General features: G+C 51.9%; 20 protein-coding genes. 12 read left to right on the top strand and 8 right to left on the bottom strand.

Annotation, left to right across the window (positions count from 1 at the left end):
• Positions 1–3 precede the first annotated feature (3 nt).
• Positions 4–1,716 carry a diguanylate cyclase domain-containing protein gene (locus tag ACK5LI_RS09150; protein WP_416948470.1) on the top strand — a complete coding sequence of 571 codons (1,713 nt, stop codon included), beginning with the start codon at positions 4–6 and terminating at the stop codon, positions 1,714–1,716.
• Between the two features lie 68 nt (positions 1,717–1,784).
• Here the strand turns inward: ACK5LI_RS09150 and ACK5LI_RS09155 are convergent, their stop codons facing one another.
• The 5 genes from ACK5LI_RS09155 to ACK5LI_RS09175 form a co-directional block, all read right to left on the bottom strand.
• Positions 1,785–2,573: a diguanylate cyclase domain-containing protein gene (locus ACK5LI_RS09155; RefSeq protein ID WP_416948473.1), complete on the bottom strand. Its 789-nt coding sequence runs from the start codon at positions 2,571–2,573 to the stop codon at positions 1,785–1,787.
• Positions 2,574–3,112: 539 nt separating this feature from the next.
• Positions 3,113–4,168, bottom strand: a complete 1,056-nt coding sequence (locus ACK5LI_RS09160) for an ABC transporter ATP-binding protein (RefSeq protein ID WP_416948475.1) — start codon at positions 4,166–4,168, stop codon at positions 3,113–3,115.
• Complete coding sequence (locus tag ACK5LI_RS09165; protein ID WP_416948477.1) at positions 4,168–5,850, bottom strand: ABC transporter permease; 1,683 nt, start codon at positions 5,848–5,850, stop codon at positions 4,168–4,170. The genes ACK5LI_RS09160 and ACK5LI_RS09165 overlap by 1 nt, the downstream gene beginning before the upstream one ends.
• Positions 5,834–6,574 carry an extracellular solute-binding protein gene (locus tag ACK5LI_RS09170; RefSeq protein ID WP_416948480.1) on the bottom strand — a complete coding sequence of 247 codons (741 nt, stop codon included), beginning with the start codon at positions 6,572–6,574 and terminating at the stop codon, positions 5,834–5,836. Before ACK5LI_RS09170 ends, ACK5LI_RS09165 begins: the two co-directional genes overlap by 17 nt.
• A complete protein-coding gene (locus ACK5LI_RS09175; RefSeq protein ID WP_416948483.1) occupies positions 6,498–6,836 on the bottom strand; it encodes an extracellular solute-binding protein in 339 nt (112 codons plus the stop codon). The genes ACK5LI_RS09170 and ACK5LI_RS09175 overlap by 77 nt, the downstream gene beginning before the upstream one ends.
• Before the next feature lie 337 nt (positions 6,837–7,173).
• Between ACK5LI_RS09175 and ACK5LI_RS09180 the strand changes: the two genes are divergently transcribed.
• The 5 genes from ACK5LI_RS09180 (at position 7,174) to ACK5LI_RS09200 (ending at position 12,836) form a co-directional block, all read left to right on the top strand.
• Entirely contained in the window at positions 7,174–8,589 is a 1,416-nt protein-coding gene (locus ACK5LI_RS09180) for an aminopeptidase P family protein (RefSeq protein ID WP_416948485.1), read from the top strand.
• 230 nt (positions 8,590–8,819) lie between these two features.
• Entirely contained in the window at positions 8,820–9,491 is a 672-nt protein-coding gene (locus tag ACK5LI_RS09185) for a helix-turn-helix transcriptional regulator (protein ID WP_416948487.1), read from the top strand.
• 238 nt (positions 9,492–9,729) lie between these two features.
• Positions 9,730–10,104 (top strand): RidA family protein, encoded by a 375-nt coding sequence (locus tag ACK5LI_RS09190; protein ID WP_416948489.1) that lies wholly within the window; start codon positions 9,730–9,732, stop codon positions 10,102–10,104.
• Between the two features lie 76 nt (positions 10,105–10,180).
• Positions 10,181–11,368, top strand: a complete 1,188-nt coding sequence (locus tag ACK5LI_RS09195; protein WP_416948491.1) for a dicarboxylate/amino acid:cation symporter — start codon at positions 10,181–10,183, stop codon at positions 11,366–11,368.
• A gap of 181 nt (positions 11,369–11,549) precedes the next feature.
• The gene (locus ACK5LI_RS09200) at positions 11,550–12,836 is read left to right on the top strand and encodes a serine dehydratase subunit alpha family protein (protein WP_416948493.1); all 1,287 of its coding nucleotides are present in this window, start codon (positions 11,550–11,552) and stop codon (positions 12,834–12,836) included.
• Positions 12,837–13,626: 790 nt separating this feature from the next.
• On the opposite strand, the gene ACK5LI_RS09205 is transcribed toward ACK5LI_RS09200, so the two are convergent.
• Entirely contained in the window at positions 13,627–14,148 is a 522-nt protein-coding gene (locus ACK5LI_RS09205) for a rhodanese-like domain-containing protein (protein ID WP_416948496.1), read from the bottom strand.
• A gap of 54 nt (positions 14,149–14,202) precedes the next feature.
• A complete protein-coding gene (locus ACK5LI_RS09210) occupies positions 14,203–14,664 on the bottom strand; it encodes a MauE/DoxX family redox-associated membrane protein (protein WP_416948498.1) in 462 nt (153 codons plus the stop codon).
• A 203-nt stretch (positions 14,665–14,867) separates the two neighbouring features.
• Here ACK5LI_RS09210 and cbiD point away from each other — a divergent pair, with 203 nt between their 5' ends.
• The 5 genes from cbiD (at position 14,868) to ACK5LI_RS09235 (ending at position 20,748) form a co-directional block, all read left to right on the top strand.
• Positions 14,868–16,499 (top strand): cobalt-precorrin-5B (C(1))-methyltransferase CbiD, encoded by a 1,632-nt coding sequence (gene cbiD / locus ACK5LI_RS09215; RefSeq protein ID WP_416948500.1) that lies wholly within the window; start codon positions 14,868–14,870, stop codon positions 16,497–16,499.
• 66 nt (positions 16,500–16,565) lie between these two features.
• Positions 16,566–17,777 carry a precorrin-6y C5,15-methyltransferase (decarboxylating) subunit CbiE gene (gene cbiE / locus ACK5LI_RS09220; protein ID WP_416948502.1) on the top strand — a complete coding sequence of 404 codons (1,212 nt, stop codon included), beginning with the start codon at positions 16,566–16,568 and terminating at the stop codon, positions 17,775–17,777.
• Positions 17,778–17,784: 7 nt separating this feature from the next.
• On the top strand, positions 17,785–18,705 hold the full coding sequence (locus ACK5LI_RS09225; protein ID WP_416948504.1) for a substrate-binding periplasmic protein: 921 nt from the start codon (positions 17,785–17,787) through the stop codon (positions 18,703–18,705).
• On the top strand, positions 18,695–19,522 hold the full coding sequence (gene cobM / locus ACK5LI_RS09230) for a precorrin-4 C(11)-methyltransferase (protein WP_416948506.1): 828 nt from the start codon (positions 18,695–18,697) through the stop codon (positions 19,520–19,522). The genes ACK5LI_RS09225 and cobM overlap by 11 nt, the downstream gene beginning before the upstream one ends.
• A gap of 260 nt (positions 19,523–19,782) precedes the next feature.
• Positions 19,783–20,748, top strand: a complete 966-nt coding sequence (locus ACK5LI_RS09235) for an ATP-binding protein (protein WP_416948508.1) — start codon at positions 19,783–19,785, stop codon at positions 20,746–20,748.
• A 364-nt stretch (positions 20,749–21,112) separates the two neighbouring features.
• Here ACK5LI_RS09235 and ACK5LI_RS09240 read toward each other — a convergent pair whose 3' ends face one another.
• A complete protein-coding gene (locus tag ACK5LI_RS09240; protein ID WP_416948509.1) occupies positions 21,113–21,304 on the bottom strand; it encodes a hypothetical protein in 192 nt (63 codons plus the stop codon).
• A 266-nt stretch (positions 21,305–21,570) separates the two neighbouring features.
• Here ACK5LI_RS09240 and ACK5LI_RS09245 point away from each other — a divergent pair, with 266 nt between their 5' ends.
• Positions 21,571–22,020 (top strand): Fe-S-containing protein, encoded by a 450-nt coding sequence (locus tag ACK5LI_RS09245; RefSeq protein WP_416948511.1) that lies wholly within the window; start codon positions 21,571–21,573, stop codon positions 22,018–22,020.
• The last annotated feature ends 1 nt before the right edge of the window (position 22,021 follow it).

The following is a 22,021-nucleotide window of genomic DNA, read 5'->3' on the forward strand; positions in this document are numbered from 1 at the left end:
GAAATGATTAGCACTTCATGCCTTGTCAGTCAGGAAGCGAAATCATTCGAGCCTGTTCCCAGTCTGGCCCATGATGCACAATGCATAGAAGCACTGGAATATTTTCGTCAGGGTGCAGAGGTCATCGTCATTACAAAATACGGTAAACCTCATTGCGTCCTGCGCCCGCTTGATTTGCTTGTCAGTGCCGGATCAAAAAAAGACTTTCTGTCCCTTCCGTCCTCCAAAGTATGTTCAGATGACTTTCTGCAGGTAAGCGAAGATGCCTCGGAAGAAACCATAAGGCAGACGCTTAACGGCAGTAGCGCCCCCTATCTCATTGTCATAGCACAAGATGGCACATTAAAAGGAACGTTTCACCGGCGGCAATTGTCTCATTGTCTTGACCAGCCCCCCCTACAACTTGCTGACATTTCAGCAATACTCACTTTGTCTTATGAGACGCTTTCTGAAGAGGGACCACTTCTTAATGCCATGAGAATATTGGCAAAAAGTAAAAATAATCTCTTACTGATCATGAGAGAGCATGCAGCACCGGCTGTAGTTGACCGTACAGACGTAGCAGCTTTAATTGAAAGTACGGATGATCCGTGGACTACCCCCCTTTCCATGCTCAGCCTGCCGGGGGCGCAGGTGCTCGCTTTGGAAACAAGCGTAGCCAGCGCTCTTGAAGCACTACAACACCGCAACAGCGCGTTTATTCTTACTGTAGATGAAAATGGAGGACCGGCAGGGCTTTTTGATAAAAGGCAGCTTGAACATGCGTTACGCCTTCGTGAGGCACGCTCAATGCGCCACCTGATGGACTCGCAGCGGGCTATGCTGACTGAGGAAATCCGCACTCACGCACAGCGCCTTGCTCAAATGGAAAGCTATCTTGCAACACATCTGCGCACAGGAATCATTGGTATATCACCAGAGCGGGGCATTATTTTCTGCAGTCGTCCGGCCCGTGACCTCCTTCATGCGTTCTCCCCTGTCGACCCTGTAGGTAAAGAGCTGCACGTTCTGGCGCTCAGTATCGACTTCTTCCGTTCCGTGCAGGATGCGCTGGGCCGTTGCCCGCCTCAAGTACCCTGTTCGTTTACTCTACCGCTACCTGATTCTGACGTAACACATATAAATTGCACATTGACGACTCTTGCAGAAGGCAACAAAGCAATCGGTTACGCACTGACATTGCGTGAGACAGACCTCAAACCAACAGAAGCGGCCTTGGAACAACAGGCCTTTTATGATGCGTTAACGCAATTACCTAACAGACAACTGTTTGCAGAACGCGTGTCACTGGAAATGCGTCGTTGCCGACGGGAAGGGAGCAGGTTTGCGCTGCTTTTTATAGACCTTGATAACTTCAAGCAAGTTAATGACAACTTCGGGCATATAGTCGGCGACGACCTGCTGCGTGAAGTTGCGCAACGACTTCAAAATACAGTGCGCAAATCAGACACAGTCGCCCGCTTCGGCGGTGACGAATTTCTTGCACTGCTGCCAGCCGTTTCTCCCGGAATCACAACGCAGCAAATTGTTACTAAAATCCATGAAGAGCTGGCCCACCCCATGAACTTGCAGCAAGATACCTTTATTGTGTTCTGCAGTATCGGCGTTGCACACTATCCTGACGACGGAACAACAGTAAACGAGCTGATGAAGACGGCTGACAGGAATATGTACAAAGACAAAGTGAAAAACAGACTTGCCAGACAATCGTTGTAAGTCCTGTCGCACAATAAAAAAAGCAGGAGCTTCAGCTTCCTGCTTTTCGTACCTGCCCTTGATACATATCAGTCTTCTAACGGTGGATAACAGCCTGATCCGCCTTGCTTTAAAGCTTGCTCCAGATTCTCGGCTGCAACATTTTCAAGATGCAGCCTTAACGAATCGGTAAGCGGATGTGCAGTGGCAAGCCCCATAGAAAGAGTTACATAAATCCCTACAATTGATCGGGGGTTCAGAATTCCGCTCTTTGCCAGCTCGCCGCGAACATTGGTGGCCACTACCTGCGCTCCTTTCATATCCGTATCAGGCAACACAATGGAAAAACTGGCCCCGCCCAGATGTGCACACACATCCATCGGTCTGCGGCAGCTGTAATTCAAAACCTGCCCCACCTTTGCCAAGCACTCTGCAGCGCGTTCATGTCCTTTTGTTTCCACTAGCTCTTCAAACATATCTACGCGTACGCTTACCAGTGCTATGGGCTTATTGCCTCTACGACAGTGTGCCCACGCTTTATCCAGCAACAACTTGTATAACTGCTCGTTAGGAAGACCGGTAGCTGCATCTACCGCTGCAGCCGCTTTCATTATTTCCTGTTGGCGTGCCCGATCTTCTTCGGCTTTTCTCAGGCGCTCCATCAATCTGGATTCTTCATACAGCACATCGGTAAGCTGCTGGGCAATTTCTTTTTTCTCGGAGGAATACTTATACGCAAGCCAACCGGCGTAGGCGGCGCCGGAAGCAGTCACAGCCAAGCCGTAAGGCAAAATCGCAGCAAGGCTGCCGGCAAAAGCATAGGCTACTGACCATCCCAAAAGGATCCAGCAGGACGCCATACACAGCTTAAGCAGCATTTTTGAAGCGCTCCTCGCGTGCAACTTGCTGTGCTTATGTTTTTTCCGATGCAGACTTACCATAAAAAGCCCCTCCCGCAACGTGGTTGGCACCACATATACAGTAAAACCACATGCGTTTTACGCTATGCAACACTATCATATTGCACATATACACAGCGCCACAAATTATAACTACACGCCAGACTCTATATGCGAGCACACTATAAAAGACATGCAAACCTGATGCCGCAGAATGTACTAAGTCACATCTTACAATTATCACATTCGACACTCCCCAAGCAGTACATTCCAATAACAGTTCATAATCATTTCAAATATACAAAATGTACAGCTATCCACCCACACACTGCTTTTTATCAAATAAGCCCACACACACATTACAGAGTGTCAGGTTACACATTACCCATAACCTTCCTCCGGCTATAAAAAAGGTCCGTCCCTACGCGTGTAAAAACGGACCTTCCTTATGATATATAGGCAGTAGTTGCCAAAAAACCACGTAAGCAGTTTAAATAGCTATCGCGAGCCGCTCGCAATCAGTCATTACACACAGGAAAAACGGAAAGATTGTTTTCATTCAGGCATATTGAAATTCTCTGCCCAGTCTGCAAATTCATCGTGCTGGAAAAAAGCGCCTGAATTTCCTCCCCGCTTTCAACCTGCAACGTGTACAAGCTATTATGTCCGCGAAAAGTTCGACTGACCGCGCGCACGTGCGTTCCAGAGGTATCACTGCAAGTAATATTTTCTGGACGTATAAGCGCAACCACTTGCTCTCCGGAACTACTGACAGAGCAATTTCCGGCAGCAACAGTTCCTAATGCGCAACTCACCGTACCATCAGCACTCATAGCCCCGCATAACAACGTTCCTTCACCGATAAAAGAAGCAACCACGGCATCTGCAGGGTGCTGATACACTGCGAGCGGCGAACCCCACTGTCGCATGGTTCCGCACGCCAGCACCCCGACTTTGTCCGCCATGGCAAACGCTTCGTTCTGGTTGTGTGTCACCATCAACGCGGTCATAGAGCGTTCCTTAAGGATATCTCTGATCTCTGCTGATAATTTTTCACGCAACGCTACATCAAGGTTTGAAAAAGGCTCGTCCATAAGCAACAAGGCAGGTTCCGGCGCCAGTGCCCGGGCGAGCGCAACCCGCTGCTGTTGACCGCCGGACAGTTCATGCGGATAACGGCCATGCTCGGAACCCAGCCCCACAGTTTCCAATAGCGACTTCACTCTCTGCCGCTGTTCCTGCCGGGACAGACCTCGCAGACCAATGGCAACATTTTGCGCCACTGTAAGGTGCGGAAACAGTGCATAGTCCTGAAACACCATCCCTATACCCCGCCTTTCAGGCGGTAAAAAGCCGCTTCCGGCGACTTCGACACCGACAATACTTATTCTGCCTGATGCAATCCGCTCAAAACCTGCAATCGTCCGCAAAAGAGTAGTCTTTCCGCATCCGCTGGGTCCAAGAAGGCAGCCGATTTCACCCTGTTCCAGAGTAAAAGACACATCCTTTATCACATGAAGGCAATCGTAATATTTATTAACATGTTCAAGTTGTAATAGCGGATTACAGGGCATCAAGCCTCCTCCATCTGTTTTGTAAGTAACAGTACCGGTACAACTCCCGCGGCTATCAGCGCCACAGCAGGAATGGCCGCAAGCTGCCATTCTGCCTCTGCTGTATATTCATACAGTTTGACCGCCAGCGTATCCCAGCCGAAAGGCCGCATCATCAGAGTAATCGGCATTTCCTTCATAATATCGACCAGAACCAAAATGGCCGCAGTGATCATGCCTTTTTTGAGCATGGGCAGATACACCCGCCCCAACATGGAAAAGCCGGTTACGCCAAGAGAGCGCGCCGCATCACCGATGGATGGAGTTATCCGCTGCATCGCACTATCCACAGAGCCATAACCCGCTGCCAGAAAGCGGATACAATAGGCGCCGACCAGCAACCCTACGGAGCCTTGTACAAAAGGAGAAAATGAAAGCCCCGTCAGGCGTTCAGCTACATTCAGCAACTGACTATCCAGCCATGCAGCGGGGATAAAAATACCTACAGCCAGAACAGTTCCCGGCAACGCATAGCCGAGAGTCGCAATTCTTGCAGAAAAATTTATAAACAGCCCGCCGTGGCTTTTGCGTGCAAAAGCCAGCAGCAAAGCTGCTGCGACAACAATAACCGTTCCCCCTATTCCCAACAGCAACGTATTGAACGCGTACTCTACATAGCGCAGCACCCCGTCCCCGAGGGCTTGCGCCCCCCAGACAGCGAGCTGCAGGCAAGGCAGTGCAAACGAAACAATAAATACGAGCAACGACGCACTAAAAGCCGCCCACTTCCAGCCCCCCTGTAAAACCAGCCGTTCACTTCTGTTTGTTCTGCCTGCCTCGGAAAAACGCATACGGCGGCGCAAAAACTGCTCTGAGACAATCAGACAAAGCACAAACACCACCAGCACCGAGGAAAGCTGCGCAGCACCCGACAGAGAGAACATGCCGAACCAGGCCTTATAAATCGCAGTGGTAAATGTATCGTAGTTAAAGATAGACACCGCGCCGAAATCTGCCAGTGTCTCCATACATACCAGCAACAGGCCTGCTGCAATAAAAGGGCGTGCCATCGGCAACGCCACTGTAAAAAACGCCCTTGCCGGAGACTGTCCCAGAGTTCTGGCAACTTCCAGCGCCGTGCGCCCCTGCGTCATAAAAGCACTACGGCTCATCAGGTATACATACGGGTAGAATGCAAGGGAAAGGATAAAAGACACCCCGGAAACGTTACGGATATCAATGAAGCCAACAGCAGGGAACGCTGCACGCAAAGCAGTCTGCACCGGCCCGCCAAAATCAAACATTCCCAGATAGACAAACGCAAAAACATACGGGGGGACAGCAAAAGGCAGCACAAGAGCCCACGCAAAAAAACGCCTTCCGGGAAATTCACAGGCACCTGTAAGCCAGCCTAACCCCACACCCAGAACAAGTGTCTGCGGAATAATACAGCCCAACAACAACACCGTATTGAGCACAAGATCGCCCAGCACATTTTCTGCCAGATGCTGCCAGACACCATGCTCCGGCATAAACAGCCGTGCCAGTAAAACCAGCAACGGGGTAGCTGCAAAGGCAGCCAGCACCAACGCCCCGCCATACCAGCCAGAGTCGCCGAATCGTGCAACAAGGCGAAAGAAGGCCGCCCCTTCTTTCGCCCGATGAATAAACAAAGCCCGGGCCATACTATTTGTAGCCTGCACGATCCATCAGCTTGATTGCATCAGCCTGATATTCACCATACTTTGCCACGTTCATAGAATTCCCTTTAAAATCGCCCCAGGCGGCAACAACAGAGTCGGCCGCAATTGCCTGATTAGCCGGATATTCCATATTGAGTGCTGCAAACTGGCCTTGTGCTTTTTCCGAAGAAAGCCACTCAAGCAGCTTCACTGCCTCGGTTTTGTTTTTGGCATACTTTGTCACACCGGCTCCGGAAACGTTTATATGAACACCGGCTCCGCTCTGGTCAGGCCAGAAAATGGCAAGCGGCAACTCGGGATTATCCTTCAGCAACCTGCCAAAGTAATACGTGTTTACCACTGCACCGTCGCCCACACCGGCAACCATAGCCTCCAGCGTCTTGGTGTCGCTGGAGAAGGGAGCAACAGCAAGGTTGTCTACCCAGCCTTTTACAATTCGTTCGGCCTCTGTTTCACCGCGCTCTGCAATCAAAGAAGCCACAAGAGACTGGTTGTACACTTTTTTGGAGGTGCGAAGCACAAGACGTCCCTTCCACTGCGGCTCTGCCAGATCCGCATACGAACTTAGCTCTTCCGGTTTCACGCGGTCTTTATGGTAAACAATCGTACGGGCGCGCACAGATAGGCCAACCCACAGATTCTGCGGATCATGCAAGTGGGCGGGAATGTTTTTTTTCCAGCACTTCTGAAGAAACAGGCTGCAAAACGCCCTCATTGGCTGCATGCCACAGATTACCGGCGTCCACGGTCATGAACATATCCGCGGAAGTCCGGTCACCTTCGGCCTTGATACGCTCAAGCAAGGCACCGGCTTTTGCCGTGATATATTTCACTTTTACCCCTGTTTCCGCCGTATACGCATCAAACAAGGGCTTGATCAAATGCTCTTTATGCGCAGAGTAAACCACTACTTCAGAGGCAAAGGCAGCTGAGTTCCAAGCTGCAAATAATAAAGTCATTATCCCCAGAGTCAGTACTTTTTTCATTGTCGCTCCTCATTTTTTGAAAATGAATTTGATAATCTGTTTCAGCCGCTTTAGCTGTAACGCTATCGGCTGTCAATAGTAGCACAACAGCAACCAAACACGCACATAACACCTTAATAAACAATCACTATCTCAATATCAAAACCTACAAAGCGTATCTCAAACTCCTAATTCAGACCATTTTAGTCTGAATTGTTAACATATTATCTCAATCCCATTTTTTTCGACGTTCCCATTCCAAAAAACAATTTACAATTGTCAGCTCTTTTCAAGCTCTCCCGCTTCGGATAGCGTCTGACACCACAACAGCGTACCGATCACCGTACAAGGAGTTGTTATGCCTTTTCGCACGCTTTTTGATATACCGACCTACACCCAGCGCCGTGCTGCCCTAACAGACATAATGGGACGTGCTGCTTCGGGCATAATACTGCTGCCCGGACATACAGAGTCTCCCGTCAATTATCCCCACAACTGCTACGATTTCAGACAGGACAGCTCTTTTCTTTATTTTTTCGGGCACGACACCCCCAACATTGCCGCTACCATCGACATTGACTCCGGCGAGGCTAAACTGTGGGGACGCGATGCCTCCATGGATGACATAATCTGGTCCGGCCCTGTGCCCTCCATGGTCGAGCGTGCAGAACGCGTAGGCGCAGCATGGGGCGGAGATATCGCAGCCCTCAAGACCTACGCAAACAAAGCCGTAAGCAGTGGCAGAACTATTCATCACCTGCCTGCGTATCGCGCAGAAACCCGTGAGATGTTAGCGCGCGTTACCGGCTTCGCTTCTGCTGACAGTAACCATCATGTTTCGCAAACGCTGATACGGGCAGTGGTTGAAGTACGCAGCATAAAAACAGCGGAAGAAGTGACAGAGATAGAATCGGCCCTTGATATCAGCCATGCCATGTACTCAGCAGCGCTTCGCACTGCCCGTCCGGGAATATCCGAGCGGACCTTGTACGGCATGTTGCGTGGCATAGCCGCGTCCGCCGGTTCGGGAGCACATTCGTTTCCCACCATACTCAGCGTACACGGCGAAACCCTGCACAATCACAATCATGACAACATAATGCAGGCGGGCGATCTGCTCCTTATAGACTCCGGAGCGGAATCAGCAAAACGCTATGCATCAGACATAACCCGCACCTTGCCTGTATCCGGTACATTTTCCGGCAGACAAAAAGCGCTGTACGAGACTGTTCTTGCTGCGCAGCTGACCGGCATAGCTCAGGCCGCAGCCGGAAGGCGTTTTGTTGATGCACATCTTGCTGCCGCAGCAACGATTGTGGACGGGCTGAAAGACGCGGGGCTGATGCGCGGCAACACACAAGATGCCGTGGCAGCTGGCGCGCACGCTCTGTTCTACCCCCACGGCCTCGGGCATATGATGGGTCTGGATGTACACGACATGGAGAGTCTGGGCGAAGATAATGTCGGCTATGCTGATGAACTTGAACGCTCCGGCCAGTTCGGGCTTCGCGGGCTGCGTCTGGCGCGCACTCTGCGTGAAGGCTTTGTCCTGACCGTAGAACCCGGCCTCTATTTTATCCCTGACCTTATCAAAAGTTGGCAGAGTGAAGCCCGTTGTGCAGATTTCATCAATTACAGCGCTGTCAGCGACTGGATCGGATTCGGTGGCATACGCATTGAAGACGACGTACTTGTTACGGCAGAAGGCCCCCGCGTGCTTGGAAAGCCCATCCCCAAAACCGTCACCGAAATTGAAGAAGCCATGCGCGACTGATCTTAGTCTGCAATGGCGTATTGCAAGGGGCTGCGGCCCCTTTTTTCATTTCTATTCTTCCCCCCTGACTCCACAAACAGGCGCGAGCTCAACCAGATTCTGTCCCAATCGCCAGCTTTTATAAGCAGAAAAAACGATTAGAAAGACCTGCCTTGACAGAATTCTCAGCGAGCAATACTTTTCGCCCAGTAATAATTTTTTATCACCATGTAACAAAAAAAGGATTCAGAGTGCCTGACGAAAAACGACCGACCGCCATTGAGCGATTTTTACCGCTTGTGGACTTTCTGGGAACCTTTCTGGGGCAGGACTGTGAAGTTGTTCTGCACGATACATCCCACCCCGACAGTTCGGTTGTAGCCATTGCCAACAACCATATCAGCGGTCGCCGTGTGGGTTCCCCCATTACAGACATGACATTGCAGCTTATCAAGGACGGCACATGGAGGCGTGATAAGTTTGTCATAGGTTACAAAACACAGGCCCGAGACGGTCGCCCTCTTTATTCTGCAACCTACTTTATCACTGAAGACGACGGCACACTGGCCGGCATGCTCTGCCTGAACATGGATAACAGCAGCCTGCTGGAAGCCCGCGACCTTATTGAACGCTTTATCCAGCGCGGGCACATGGAAAAACCCCGCCCTGTGCCTGACGACTCGCATACACTGGAAACGTTTGCCGAGTCTTTAGAAGACCTGACCGCCAACATAATATTACAGGTGGTCAACGGCGCTGATATTCCGCCGGAGCGCATGACGCCGGAAGAAAAAATGGCCATAGTACGCACGCTGAATGACAAAGGCGTCTTCCTGCTGAAAGGTGCTGTTGCAGTTGTAGCACGCCATCTGGCCGCATCCGAAGCCACTATATACAGATACTTGCAGCGCGTTGCAGGGTAACATCATCCAAGTGCTCCCGTTTTTCGGGAGTATTTTTTTAAAATGCGAGCAGATTTCGCATTGACAATAATTTTTTATCACAATAAAAAAATCTCAACAGTCGCAAAGTTGTGCTTAATGACGTGCCATCACTTCAGGATCACAACATGTTTTATAATAATTTTTTTGCAAAAGCAGTTTCGCTCTGTGACGGAAGCGGAAACAGCCGCTGCAAAAATCAACACAAGGAGATCGGGAAGTGAACAAACCTATCGCCACAGACAAAGCACCGGGGGCAATCGGCCCTTATTCGCAGGGCATGGAAGCCGGAGAACTTGTTTTCACTTCCGGCCAGCTGCCTATCGACCCTGTAACCAAGGTTATGCCTGAAGACATTTCCGAACAGGCAAAGTTCGCTCTGGAAAATGTCAAAGCCGTACTGGCTGCTGCAGGCTGCACCATGCAGCAAGTCGTTAAAACAACCGTATTTCTGGCTGATATGGCTGATTTCCCCAAAGTGAACGAAGTGTATGCCACATACTTTGCAGAACCGTTTCCCGCCCGTAGCTGCGTACAGGTTGCAGCCTTGCCGCTGGGTGCAGGAGTGGAAATCGAAGTAGTGGCGCGCCGATAACGGGGAAGCCGGACTGTCCGGAGAGGATGTTGTTGAAGGGGCAGCATTCTCTCCTTACCAATCGGAGGAGTTTACAATGACCAAGAAGAAGAGTGAATTCGGCCTGATCATCAAGCTGCTGGCTGGCATTGCCATCGGCGCGGCCGTGGGCTTTATGGCAACGGAAAATGTCATGCAGGTGGTAATGTCCATTAAGCATGTGCTGGGCCAGCTGATTTTTTACACTGTACCGCTTGTTATTATTGCTTTTATTGCTCCTGCCATCACACGACTGGGAGAAAACGCCAGCCGCATGCTGATGACCGGTGTCGGCATTGCCTACATGTCATCGGTGGGCGCAGCCACTATGGCATGCCTTGCCGGATATGCCATTATCCCGCATCTGTCCGTTCCAACTTCTCTGGAAGGACTGAAGGAGCTGCCGGAAGTTCTATTCCAGTTGAACATTCCTGCGGTAATGTCTGTTATGACAGCACTGGTTACCGCCATCATGCTGGGCATCGCCACGCTATGGACACGGGCCGAAGTGATGAACAAATTGCTGGGCGAAATGGAAAAAATCATGATGCAGGTTGTAAGCCGCGTGGTGATTCCCATTTTGCCCTTTTTTATTGCCACCACCTTTGCCGGACTTGCATACGAAGGCAGCCTGACTCGCCAGTTGCCTGTGTTCCTTAAGGTTATCGTGCTGGTGCTTGCCGGTCACTTTATCTGGCTGGCCGTGCTGTACACCATCGCAGGCATTGTTTCGCGCCGTAACCCCATCGAAGTGCTGCGTCATTACCCCCCTGCGTACCTTACCGCCGTGGGAACCATGTCCAGTGCGGCAACACTGCCTGTGGCTCTTGAATGCGCCTCCCGCTCCAAGGTTCTTTCCAAAGATACCGTGGAGTTTGCGGTACCTCTGGGGGCAACAATTCACCTGTGCGGTTCAGTGCTTACAGAGACTTTCTTTGCCATGACCATTTCGCTGATGCTGTATGGTCATATGCCTGCACTCGGCTCCATGTTCCTCTTTATTGTTCTGTTCGGCGTATTTGCCATCGGCGCGCCCGGCGTGCCCGGCGGTACGGTAATGGCCTCACTGGGTATCGTTGTCGGTGTGCTCGGCTTTGACCCTGCAGGCGTTGCGCTGCTGCTGGCTATTTTTGCCCTGCAGGACAGCTTTGGCACCGCATGTAACGTTACCGGAGACGGCGCAATCGCCCTGATGCTTGAGGGCATCTTTAATAAAAACGGCGAGCTTTCAGGCCAAAAGGTTTAACGCTGACGCCAAGCTGCCGGTATTCGAATCAACGCTGCTGATATACCGGGTGGAAGAGCGCACTCTCTTCCACCCGGCTGTGGCACACATAGCGTCTGATAAGCCCCCCGGCAGGCGTCACCATACAGATAACTTTTTGCTGTAAAGCAAACCATGAAAACACCATACAACGGGTGAATATATGCTTAAACCGGAATGGTCACAGTTCATTGATCTGCTGCATAAAGAAGTGGTTCCAGCACTTGGTTGCACAGAACCTATTGCCGTGGCGCTGGCCGCTGCCCACGCAGCGACTGCGCTGGGACAACAGCCGGAGCACATTGATGTGAAGGTAAGCGGAAACCTGCTGAAAAACGGCATGGGAGTAGGCGTACCCGGAACAGGCACTACCGGCATGAACATTGCGGCTGCAGTTGGTGCCATCGGCGGTAAGCCGGAACTCGGCCTTGAAGTGCTTTCACAGCTGACGCCCGAACAGGCAGAAGCCGGTCACCGCATGGTGGCAGATGGCAGCGTTGAGGTTTCGGTAGCAAAAGACTCGCCGCTGTTATACGCCGAAGTCATTGTGACCGCAGGCGGACACACGGCCCGCAGCGTGCTGGTACATGACCACTCCAACATCGTGCTGCTGGAAAAAGACGGCGAAGTGGCGTTCTCCCGCCCTGTGGACGAAATGCCGCAAGGCGGCTTGGACGAAAAATGGCCCCTGACAATGGCGGCTATTCACGAGTTCGCAACACAGGCCAGCTTTGACTCCATCTCCTTTATTCTGGAATCGGCAAGGCTGAATGAAGCCATCGCCATGGAAGGACTGGCAAAGGAATACGGGCTGAAGGTAGGCCGTACCATTGATGAAAACATCCGCAAACACCTGATGTCTGACGATGTTTCCACGCTTGCCGTTAAACTGACGGCTGCAGCTTCTGACGCGCGCATGGCCGGTGTTGCGTTGCCTGCCATGAGTAACTCAGGCAGCGGCAATCAGGGCATCACCTGCACCATGCCCGTAGTCGCTTTTGCAAAGCGCCTGGAATCTTCAGAAGAAGAACTTGCCCGTGCCCTGATCATGAGCCACCTCACTTCCATCCATATGAAGCATCGCCTTGGCAGACTTTCTGCTTTGTGCGGCGCTACTGTGGCCGCCGCCGCTGCCGGTTGCGGCATTGTACTGCTGATGGGCGGCGGACTGGAACAGATAGACCGCACCATACGCAACATGGTGGGCAACGTGGCAGGAATGATCTGCGACGGTGCAAAAACCGGTTGCGCCATGAAGGTGGCTTCTGCCGTAGGAGCCGGAGTTCAGTCCGCCATGTTGGCCATGGAAGGCATCGGCATCGACCGTCGCGAAGGCATTGTGGAAGACGACATAGAGCAATGCATCGCCAACCTTGCCCGTCTAGGCTGTGATGGTATGCAGGAAGCAGACAGAGTGGTGCTGGACATTATGGTATCAAAAAAACCGTAAATTAACGCCACAGACCGGCAAAGCCGGATACAACGTTACTTCCGCCATATGAAAGGCGCAGCATGTGGGGCTGCGCCTTTGTTTATTGTCTATTTGCGGCTCATCAATCGCAAACACCTACCCGCTATCAGGTTATCAACCCAAAAACATTAACATGTACAGCCAGTAATGCAGGTACAAGTCTTGCCATTCCGAGTGTAGTGTGGTCATTGTTTTGCATAAAAATAAACACTTAGCTCACTAGTATCGTACATTTCATCTTCACAGACAAGGAGTCGGAGTTATGGCTGGGCTTTCACCTATCCTTCAGATCGCAAAAAAAATCTTACAACATATTGGCTAGTTGCCTGGTACAGCCCCTAAAATTTTAATGGCACCACTTCCATTGGCAAATCACTGAAGCAGACGTTCATTCCTTCAACACACAATCACAACATTGCCTGTAATCTGCTTAGAAAATTCATACAGTACCTGCTCACTGCATAAGCAAATGACAACACTCCGTATAGTTACAACGCCACTTACGCGGCAAATATCAGTAACTGTGTCGTTCCTCCATCACTCCACACACATAACAACCCTGTATTACACAACAATATAATTTTATCCCCAGCACATATGCACTCTCAATGCTGTGCAGATTGAACCGCAATGCCTGGCACATTCGGGTCCCCTACCGTAACAGCAAGATGGAGCAGACACTTCCGCACATCCCGAAAACAGGGCCGCCCCGCACGAAACCTATCGTGCGGGGCGGCCTGTATGCGGTATATCCCTAGGAGCTTGGATACTATTTTACCGTACCCACGGGGTATTCGGCTTCAATCCACGCGCGGATGCCTCCGGGATGGCGGTAAACATTGGTATAGCCCAGCTTGCGAGCCCATACAGCGCCGTTATGCGAACGGGTGCACTTTACAAAGCCGCAGTAGAAAACAAGCAGGCGATCTTTATCGGCGCCGAGCATTGCTTCAAAGTCGGCCTGACTCTTGTCGCCGGTTTCCTTCATGTCCCATTCGTTCATATCCGGAATGGGGAACAGGAACTGCTGGGCACCGGGGATGTGATTCTTTTTGTAGGATGCCTCATAAGGCATGGTATCAACGATAAGCATGTCCTTGCCTTCGTCCATCCACTTTTTCAGTTCAGCAGTGGTAACTACTTTGTAATCACCGCGCACAACTTCGTTCACCAGCTTTACAGATTTGGCTTCCAGATCTCCCTCACCGCCCGAAGACATAAAGGGCAGGTTGCAGCCGGACAGCGCCAGTACAGCAGTCAGCGATACAAGCAGAGCAAAAATTCTTTTCATTTTCCGAATCCTCCTCAAGATCAGGCGTAATGATTTGTCAGACATAGAGCAGTGTTACAGGTAAACCTTTTGCGCTACACGAAAACGCCACCAATACAGATGGGCAGCTCCCGCCAGCATGACCAGATCGCGTATAAATGCATCCCGCAGTGCTGAGCCATCTTCCGTACCTTCCGGTAACTCGCCGGGTTCAAAGCAGCCGCAGTCGCCTATGGTCAGTCCTGCCGCCATGGCATACCCAAGCACAATCAAAAACATAATGATCATGCCGGTAACCGCGGTCAGCCCGCCGCGTTTATCAAAAAACAGCAGCACCCCTGCGATAATTTCGGCAATGGGCAACAGCAATGCCACCCACGGGGCAAACCCGTGGGGCAGAATGCGATACTCTTCGATAACGCGCGCAAAAGCCTGCATATCCGTCAGCTTCATGCTGCCCACCACAACAAACAGTCCCGCCAAAGCTATACGCACGACGCGGTATGTCCATATAGATGAAATCACACGCACTATCATTGATATCACATCCTTTTTCCACTAATGCCGCACACTATAGCTTTACCTTTTTGCAAAATAAAATTGATAGTAAAAATAGATAACTTCAATATGCATAGATAGTTCTGATATCAAAACCTAAAACACCAGCCACATACCTGCGGGGGGTGCATATCTCACCACAACAGGTTGGACAGCCAGAAGTTTCAGGGTATATCCACCCCATGGCGAAAACGAAAAAATTACGCGAAGGCTTCACAACCGGCTCGTCCTGTGCCGCCGCGGCTGCTGCTGCCTTGCACATGCTGCTTGGCAAAGCATCGTGCCCCGCATCTGTGTCTATCGGGCTGCCACCATTCGACAGTAACAACACCTACCAGCTTCGCAGGCTTAACGTGCCGATATCCTGCGGCACACTACAATCTACCGATTACTGCATCGTTCAGGTGATAAAAGACGGCGGCGACGATCCAGATGCCACGCACGGCTGCATCATTGAGATTCATGTATGCCTCAGCTCTGACCCAAAGCAGACGGCAGATGATTCCGTCAGCACCTGCAAGGCAGACAAGCAAAGACAGACAGAGGTAGAAGGCTCCTCCTCTTCCACTTCCGCTTCGGCTTCGGCTTCCGCTCCGGTTCAAGCCGATCTTGCCACCTTTATGCGTCTTGCAGAGCCTGCCAGAACAGAACCTGATAAAAAGTCCGCCGATGGCATGTCTGCCAATCTGGAAGCAGCACAGAGTACAGCGTCCCGTAATTTTTCCGCAGATCATGCCCGGCATCAGCAACCCTTATCAGATTCGACTGATGGCCCCACCTTCCAAGCCCAACCTGTCGTCATTCCGCGTGAAATGCTTCTGTCACTGGGTGCAGTGCTGGATAAACAGACAAGCACACCCTGTCTGCCCGATAATTCCGCATTACAAAGAAACCCTGACCAGACGCACCAGGCGCGAGTGCAGTCAGAGCATTCAGTTACATTGGAGGAAAACGGGCGGCAGAATACGCAAAACATTTTTTCACACCATGCATCACGCCTGCGGATAACGCTGCACGGCGGTCACGGCGTAGGAGTTGTATCCTTGCCGGGCCTTCCTGTTGCCGTCGGCGAGCCCGCCATCAACCCGGAGCCACGAAAGCAGATTGCCGCAGCCATTCTTGAAGTATGCGCCGGATACGGCTTCAGCGGTGCAGTTGATGTCATCATCACAGTGCCGGAAGGAAAAGAACGCGCCCGACGCACGTTCAATCCGCGACTGGGCATTCTGGGCGGCATTTCCATTCTGGGAACCAGAGGCACTGTGAAGCCATATAGCCACGGAGCATGGAAGGCGACCATCACCCAAGGGATGGACGTTGCAGCCTCATGCGGGGCCGAAACAATTTTCTTATCTACCGGACGCCGCAGCGAGCGCATGCTTATGGAGTTCTACCCCGAAGCATCTGAAACAGCTTTTGTTCAGGTGGCAGACTTCGCCCGCTTTTCCTTGCAGGCGGCAACACAGCGCAGCTTTTCGCATATTGTGTGGGGGTGTTTTTTCGGCAAACTGGTCAAGCTGGGAGAGGGACACCATTACACCCATGCTCACTCTGCAGAAATTGACTTCACTTTGCTTGCACAGGAATGCAGCCATGCAGGATTATCTGCCGGAACAGCAGATAAAATTGCCACAGCAAATACTGCCCGCCATGCGTTGGAATTGATGGAGCAGGAAAAAAATCTGCAACCGGTACTGGATCACCTGACCCGCAAAGCTCTTGTTGCTGCACGAAAACATACAGGATACAGGCCGCGTCTGACCGTGCATCTTTTTGATTTTGACGGACGTCATCTTGCCGTTGCAGATGACTAGCCCAGGTTGCCGGCTTGGTGTATCGTCAATTTGAACACCCCGTTGCCATAAAAGCAGGAGGCGACAATGACCATTGAAGTGGTTGGCCTTGGCGTAGATGCTGATTCGTTGCCGGAAGATCATAACGACGTTGTTGAAAGTGCACAGGTACTGGTTGGCGGCAAGCGTCAGCTTGCTCTCTTTGACGATCACCCCGCAGAAAAAGTTCTTATTACCGCACCGCTTGGCGACATATTTGAGCGCATCGGCCAGTACGAAGCTAAAGGCCGGTCTGTTGTTGTTCTTGCAGACGGCGACCCGCTTTTTTACGGCATCGGGGCTACATTGGTGGATGAATTCGGGCCGGAAGGCGTACACATACTGCCCAATATTACATCGTTGCAGGCAGCGGCTGCCCGCGCAAAAGTACCGTGGCAGGGAGTCAAGGTAGTCTCGCTGCATGGTCGCGACGATATGCGCCCGCTTATGCAGGCTTTGCTGCAAAGCCCGTGGGTATGCGTGCTTACAGACGGTAAAAGCATTCCCTCCAGCATTGCCCAGTGGCTTCTGGACAGGGGCGCAGACTGGTTCTTTGTATGGGTGTTTGAAAACATGGGCCAGTCGAATGAACACTTTGACCGGTATACCCTGAAAGAAGCTGTCCAGCGCAGCTTCTCGAGCCTGAATACTGTGCTTATAGAGCGTAGAGGCGGGCCTGAGCGTATTCTGGCACCCGGCATTCCGGATGAAGAACTGGCGACGGAAGGAAAACTGATTACCAAATGGCCTGTGCGTGCAGCCGGTCTTGCGGCGTTGCGTATCTCGCACGGAATGACGGTGTGGGATCTGGGCGCAGGCAGCGGGGCTGTGGGAATTGAAGCATCATGCCTTGCCGGAGAAGGTGTTGTCTGGTGCGTAGAGCGCAAGGCATCGCGGGTGGAACATATCCGCACCAACAGACGGCGATTCGGAGCGCTGCAGGTTGAGGTTATGCACGGCACCATGCCCGCCTGCCTTACTGATCTGCCGGACCCTGACCGCGTTTTCATCGGCGGCGGGCTGGGCAACGGTGATAAAGTTCTGCGCGAAGCATGTGCCAGACTAAAACCGGGCGGACGCATTGTAACCCATTGTGTGTTACTGGGATCACTCAACCGTGCGCGGGAACTTTTTGCAGAAATGGGCTGGACATGCGAAATTACACATGTACAGGCATCTGCGGCTGTTCCCCTTGCGGGCGATTTACGTTTTGATGCCCATAATCCGGTATTCATACTCGCCGCACAGCGGCCGGAGTAACGTGCTCATGCTGTTTTTGCCCGACCAGCCCCCCCGCAACAGCCTGCTGCCAGCAATGCCGAAGACCGGCAGTTGGGTACGGTCCGGCTATTGTATCTGCTTTTGCTTTTTTCTGATGCTCTGCACTATGGTGGGTTTTGGTGCGCCTGAAACTTTGCTGGCAGCAGGGGCAGTGCCCAAAGCGCCGGAGCACCCCGTTAAAATCCTGCCCGCGCCTTCCCACGACAGCACGCCTTTTGTAGTGGCGGTTCCGCCGTATCCTCCGTACACAGAAGCCCGTGACGGCAGTCCGGAAGGCTTTGCCGTGGATATAGTGAAAATGGCCGCCTACAAAGCAGACATGCGCGTTATTCTGCGCAAAGTCCCCCAAAGCGACGTGTTGCGGCTTCTGCAAAACGGCGAAATTGATGCAGCCTTTCCCCTGTACCGCACCCCTTTGCGTGCGGCGCGAGGCACATTTTGTGACACCCCCGTGACCACCAGTGAAACCGTTGCCATATTCACGCATGACATGCCGCCGTGGCAGTTTGACGGCACCATAGAATCACTTGCCCATGTGCGTATGGGTATTGTAAACGGCCACAGCTACGGTCCGATGCTGGACAGAGCACTGGAACAGGGGCTTATACACAGCCTGACTATATTTTCTGACTTTACAGAATGTTACATGGCGCTTCTGGCCGACGGCATAGACATCATGCCCATGGATACGCTGATGGCAAAAGAGCTGGCGCGCCGCCACGGCACAAGCGGCAGACTGGTCAATCTGATGTGGATTGAACAAGTTGTTCCGCTGATACTTTTCGGGCCAGGCAAAAAACAGACAGAGCTTGCCGCCCGATTCTGCAACGGATTAACCACCGTCTGGAAAGACGGAACCTCAAGGCGCATACGGGGCCTTTTCATTGGTACATATTATGGCGAATAACGCGGCCTCACATTCTGACGAGCCTAAGGTATGGTTTATCGGCGCAGGTCCGGGCGATCCGGAACTGATTACAGTCAAAGGACAGCGACTTATTTCTCAGGCTGACCTTGTCCTTTATGCAGGCTCTCTTGTTCCGCCCGAGGTCATCGCATGCGCCCGTGACGGTGCACAGGTTGCCGACAGCGCCCCGCTTAATCTGCAGGAAACCCACAATCTGATGATGCAAACGGTACGGGCCGGCGGCATGGTTGCACGGGTGCATACCGGCGACCCGTCGCTTTATGGTGCCATACGTGAGCAAATGGCGTTGCTTGATCTTGAAAACGTGCGCTACGCGGTTGTTCCCGGTGTTACTTCTGCCTTTGCCGCCGCAGCTGCGGCCAATGTTTCGCTGACGCTGCCGGAAATCACCCAGTCGTTCATCATTACCCGCGTTGAAGGTCGCACCCCTGTGCCCGAGGCGGAAAAACTGCGCAATATGGCAAAGCGCGGTGCCGCCATGGCAATCTACCTTTCCGCTTCTCTGCCCGAAACCATCACCGAAGAACTTCGTGCCGGCGGTCTGGGCGATGATACCCGCATCATTGCAGCCTACCGCGTGGGCTGGCCTCAGCAGCGCATCATTGAATGCACGCTTGGCACACTTACCGACACCGTACGGAATGAAAAACTGCAAAGACAGACGGTCTTTCTTGTCCTGCCCGGCAATTCCATGCATAGTAATACACAGTCTGAATCAGAGGCTGCGCACGACCAGCCGCAATCAAAGCTGTATGACGCATCATTCACGCACGGGTGGCGAAAAGCAAAAGCATAACGCACTGCGAAAAACGGAACGTGCTGAATATTTTTTGTCAGCCGGAGCCTTTCCTGAACGGGTTTGAATGGTCCCCCCTTTTGCCTGATTTCTGTCCGGTCATGCCTGCTCTCTCAGACCATGAAGCGTAACTGAATCAACGACACAAAAGAAAGACGCTGTGTTCACACAGCCTATGGCTGAATTGCGGAGGGGTACCGTGCACCTCTGCCACACCACGCAAGATAGCCGGAAACGAGCAAAAGCTGTGAGAAAGCACCATGCTGCGCCGCGTTTTCGAATACTTCATTTCGCCATCCACCAGAGCTTTCTGGCGTGAATCACGCCGGAGCGGACAGTCTTTTGCAGAATTTCTGCACGGCTACATTTATCTGCGCTGGCCGTATTTTTATATTTCAGTGGGCAAAGGTACACACCCGTTATCCAGATGGCTGACAGAGCCTCTTTCGCATATTGCCAACAAACTGGGCCTGTGGCGCGAAGATTCGCCTCAGCGCGGCTCCGGCGGCTTTGCTGATACGTACCACGGCAAAGCCATGCGCCCTGAATCGACCCGAAAGCTCCTCAGCGTAGGCAGACGTATTGAAGTGCCGGATCTGGAAACGGTCATTCCTTACTCCATGGCGCGGGCAATTATTCTGCAGCACCCCGAGCACATAGCCCTGTTGCAATGTCCCTGCCGCATGGCTGAAGAGTCACCCTGCACTCCTGTTGATGTATGCCTGATAGTGGGCGAACCGTTCAGCAGCTTTATACTCGAACATCATGCCGACAAAGCACGGCGCATCACGCCCGAACAAGCCATAGAAGTAGTCAGACAGGAAAACAGGCGCGGTCACGTATCCCATGCTTTCTTTAAAGAAGCCCTGCTTGGCAGATACTACGCCATCTGCAACTGCTGTGCATGTTGCTGCGGAGCCATGCGCGCCCACTTCAACGGAATCCCCATGCTTGCGCCGTCTGGCTATCTGGCGCAGGTAAACACAGACGCATGCACCGGTTGCGGACTATGCGAAAAGAAATGTCAATTCCGCGCCATCCATGTGCAGCAAGGTTCCGCTGCTGTCAGTAAAAGCAGTTGCATGGGATGCGGGATATGCGAGCAGCTATGCCCTTCCAAGGCCGTACATCTTGTCCGCTGCCCTGAAAAAGGAACGCCGCTGGAAATTGATGAAATTCTTTCCGCAACCGGACGGAGCAGCAAACATGCACACACGCAGCGATAAGTAAAATCAGGCATATTCTTTTAGCCGGAGCAGCACCGATTGCGGCCTATTCCCCTGCGATAGTACAAAAAATCACAGGGTGGTCATCATCGCCTATTGCCAACGATGTACAGAACGGCCAAGGCACATAATCGCAGGAACTTTCACTGTAGACATCCATAAGGTAACGTCTGCCGTAATCAACGGACCTGCCCGGACCCAAAGTGCAACATTCCAGCAAAAGCCTTTAACAGAATAAGTCCCATCGCTCCGGTAACGAGCAGTGCGGCTTGTTTTATTTTTGTCAGAACTTCCTGACAATGCTGAGTACAGAATTCAATCCGCCCGTGTAATGCAAACGGACGGCAGCCTGAGCAGGTTGCAGCTATTTACTTTCATTCCAATGACCACAGTTTTCACAGGCGAATCCGGCAGAAGAATACGTTCCTTCTTCTTCAAACACGGAAACTTCATTCTCATGCCCGCAGTTTTCACACGGAATCAGAGCCAGTTCTGTATCCGGATTAAAAGCATACTCTTCACCGCCAAGAGTAACTTCGCCACTGTATTCTTCCATGTTGCAGCCTCCTTTATTTGCTGGCGCAGACACGGGTAGCGTCTGCGCGCATACCAGAAATTGTCTGACATGTACCATGCCTGCCGTTTTACGTGCAACAAGTGGCGTGGTACAGCGTATTTTAATGGTGCGCTGACAGTCTGAGATTACAGCCTGACTTTTCACCCTCACAACACACTGACATCATGCTCTTTATTTCATGCTTGCAAAGTATGAAATAAATTCGTACCAAATTAATCCGAATTATTGAAAGACGGAGGAATCCCATGAGAAGAGTTATTACTACCATCGCAGCTCTTGTGCTGGTTTCCATTGTCCCTCTTACCGCCAAGGCATTCTTCGGCTTTGGCAAATATACTGACGTCACACCAAAAGATAACATTATCAGCATTCCAGTTTCTGACGTAAGTGACGGAGATGCCCATTTTTTCAGTATGGAAAGCAAAGGCCGTGAAATCCGTTTTTTTATCCTGAAAAGCGATGACGGCACATTACGTGCCGCGTTTGACGCCTGTGATGTCTGCTTCAGAGAACGCAAAGGCTATGAGCAGGAAGGCGAATGGATGAAGTGCGTTAACTGCGGCCAGAAATTCCATAGTTCGCGCATCAATGTGGTTTCCGGAGGCTGCAACCCTGCCCCGCTCAAACGCGAAGTTCAGGGCGACGTACTTGTTATCCGTGCTTATGACGTGCTTCAGGGCGCACGCTTCTTCTAGC

It is taken from the genome of Oleidesulfovibrio sp. (assembly GCF_047973035.1).
Taxonomy (GTDB): Bacteria; Desulfobacterota; Desulfovibrionia; order Desulfovibrionales; family Desulfovibrionaceae; genus Oleidesulfovibrio.

What these genes read in the sequence shown, in the direction of transcription:
- ACK5LI_RS09175 (WP_416948483.1), bottom strand. Translation starts at nt 6,836, where the DNA reads ATGAAAAAAGTACTGACTCTGGGGATAATGACTTTATTATTTGCAGCT.
- ACK5LI_RS09225 (WP_416948504.1), top strand. Translation starts at nt 17,785, where the DNA reads ATGCTGTTTTTGCCCGACCAGCCCCCCCGCAACAGCCTGCTGCCAGCA.
- ACK5LI_RS09200 (WP_416948493.1), top strand. Translation starts at nt 11,550, where the DNA reads ATGCTTAAACCGGAATGGTCACAGTTCATTGATCTGCTGCATAAAGAA.
- ACK5LI_RS09150 (WP_416948470.1), top strand. Translation starts at nt 4, where the DNA reads ATGATTAGCACTTCATGCCTTGTCAGTCAGGAAGCGAAATCATTCGAG.
- ACK5LI_RS09155 (WP_416948473.1), bottom strand. Translation starts at nt 2,573, where the DNA reads ATGCTGCTTAAGCTGTGTATGGCGTCCTGCTGGATCCTTTTGGGATGG.
- ACK5LI_RS09235 (WP_416948508.1), top strand. Translation starts at nt 19,783, where the DNA reads ATGCTGCGCCGCGTTTTCGAATACTTCATTTCGCCATCCACCAGAGCT.
- ACK5LI_RS09170 (WP_416948480.1), bottom strand. Translation starts at nt 6,574, where the DNA reads ATGCAGCCAATGAGGGCGTTTTGCAGCCTGTTTCTTCAGAAGTGCTGG.
- ACK5LI_RS09195 (WP_416948491.1), top strand. Translation starts at nt 10,181, where the DNA reads ATGACCAAGAAGAAGAGTGAATTCGGCCTGATCATCAAGCTGCTGGCT.
- ACK5LI_RS09160 (WP_416948475.1), bottom strand. Translation starts at nt 4,168, where the DNA reads ATGCCCTGTAATCCGCTATTACAACTTGAACATGTTAATAAATATTAC.
- cbiE (WP_416948502.1), top strand. Translation starts at nt 16,566, where the DNA reads ATGACCATTGAAGTGGTTGGCCTTGGCGTAGATGCTGATTCGTTGCCG.
- cobM (WP_416948506.1), top strand. Translation starts at nt 18,695, where the DNA reads ATGGCGAATAACGCGGCCTCACATTCTGACGAGCCTAAGGTATGGTTT.
- ACK5LI_RS09240 (WP_416948509.1), bottom strand. Translation starts at nt 21,304, where the DNA reads ATGGAAGAATACAGTGGCGAAGTTACTCTTGGCGGTGAAGAGTATGCT.
- ACK5LI_RS09180 (WP_416948485.1), top strand. Translation starts at nt 7,174, where the DNA reads ATGCCTTTTCGCACGCTTTTTGATATACCGACCTACACCCAGCGCCGT.
- cbiD (WP_416948500.1), top strand. Translation starts at nt 14,868, where the DNA reads ATGGCGAAAACGAAAAAATTACGCGAAGGCTTCACAACCGGCTCGTCC.
- ACK5LI_RS09205 (WP_416948496.1), bottom strand. Translation starts at nt 14,148, where the DNA reads ATGAAAAGAATTTTTGCTCTGCTTGTATCGCTGACTGCTGTACTGGCG.
- ACK5LI_RS09245 (WP_416948511.1), top strand. Translation starts at nt 21,571, where the DNA reads ATGAGAAGAGTTATTACTACCATCGCAGCTCTTGTGCTGGTTTCCATT.
- ACK5LI_RS09210 (WP_416948498.1), bottom strand. Translation starts at nt 14,664, where the DNA reads ATGATAGTGCGTGTGATTTCATCTATATGGACATACCGCGTCGTGCGT.